The organism is Corallococcus interemptor (assembly GCF_003668875.1).
Taxonomy (GTDB): Bacteria; Myxococcota; Myxococcia; order Myxococcales; family Myxococcaceae; genus Corallococcus; species Corallococcus interemptor.
In genome coordinates this window covers 1-1,524 of record NZ_RAWM01000262.1, presented here as the reverse complement: position 1 = coordinate 1,524, position 1,524 = coordinate 1, and the positions used below count along the sequence as shown (strand labels likewise).

The window sequence follows — 1,524 nt, the reverse complement described above, 5'->3', positions numbered from 1 at the left end:
CCCTCTCTGCCAAGGTGAGTGAGACAGTCCGTACCCAGCAGTTTAGTGTGCAGGGCGACCCAGGCAGGGACGATGAATCCGGTGGTGGAAGAGGCTCGGGTCAGGGAGACCGAGGTGGTGGAGAAGGCCAGGCGACGAGGTTTCACCGCGGAGTACAAGCTGCGGGTGCTGGCGGAGGCAGAGCGCTGCACGAAGCCCGGTGAAGTCGGGGCGCTACTGCGCCGCGAAGGGCTGTACTCCTCGCTGCTGAGCGCGTGGCGGCGCCAGCGCGATGCAGGGGAGCTGTCGGCCGGCAGCCTGAAGAAGCGCGGCCCGCCGGCGAAGGTGCCCGACGCAAGCGCCCGGCGCGTCGCCGAGTTGGAGAAGCAATTGGCCCAGACCCAGGTGCGCCTCAAGCGCGCCGAGGCCCTGCTGGACCTCCAAAAAAAAGTTTCGGAAATCCTGGGAGTGGAACTGCCCAAGCCCGACGAGGAGCCCTGATGGCGGTGGCCCTGCAGGCCGTCGACGAGTTGGGCGTGGCGCCGGTGTGCCAGGCCCTGGGCCTACCGCGCGCCACCTTCTACCGGCAGGTTCGGCCGAAGCATGGACCGGTGCACAAGCCCCGCCCACCGCGAGCCCTCCCGCCCGAGCAGCGGGCCGAGGTCCTCGCGGTGCTGCATGAGCCGAGGTTCCAGGATGCGGCGCCCGCGGAAGTCTACGCGCAGCTACTCGACGAGGGGCGCTACCTCTGCTCCGAGCGCACCATGTACCGGGTGCTCGCCGAGAACCACGAGGTACGCGAGCGCCGCAACCAGCTGCGCCACCCCAATCACCCGGTGCCTCAGCTGCACGCAACCCAACCCAATGAACTCTGGAGCTGGGACATCACGAAGCTGCACGGCCCGGCGAAGTGGACGTACTTCTACCTCTACGTCGTGCTGGACGTCTTCAGCCGCTACGTCGTCGGCTGGATGGTGGCGCATCGTGAGTCGGCCGCCCTGGCCCAGAAGCTGCTGGCGACAACCTGCGAGCGCCAGGGCGTGGCGCCCGGCCAGCTGACGATTCACGCCGACCGAGGCTCCTCGATGACCTCCAAGCCGGTGGCCCTGCTGATGGCCGACCTGGGCGTGACGAAGACGCACTCCAGGCCCCATGTCTCCAACGACAACCCCTTCAGCGAGGCCCACTTCAAGACGCTGAAGTACCGGCCGGATTTCCCCCGGCGCTTCGGCTGTCTCCAGGACGCCCGCGGCTTCTGCGGCGACTTCTTCGGCTGGTACAACCAGGAGCACCACCACGCGGGCCTCGGCCTGCTCACGCCCCACGACGTGCACCACGGCCTGGCCGCCAGGCGCATCGCGGCTCGGGCCGCCGTGCTCTCCGCCGCCTACGCCGCTCACCCCGAGCGCTTCCCTCGCGGCCCACCCAAGCCGCAGACGCTGCCGAGTGCCGTCTGGATCAACAACCCCGCCCGGTTGGCCAACTCACTGGAGGTTGCGCAGTAATCTCACGAACTCGCTGTCTCACTCACGTTGACAGGTTCCG

At 68.4% G+C, this 1,524-nt stretch carries 1 protein-coding gene; it reads left to right on the top strand.

The window, feature by feature from the left end:
• The first annotated feature begins 72 nt into the window (after positions 1-72).
• A protein-coding gene (locus tag D7X96_RS38970; protein WP_244219885.1) for an IS3 family transposase occupies positions 73-1,484 on the top strand; the annotation gives its coding sequence in 2 pieces (ribosomal slippage) (positions 73-430 and positions 430-1,484; 1,413 coding nt in all).
• Positions 1,485-1,524: the final 40 nt, after the last annotated feature.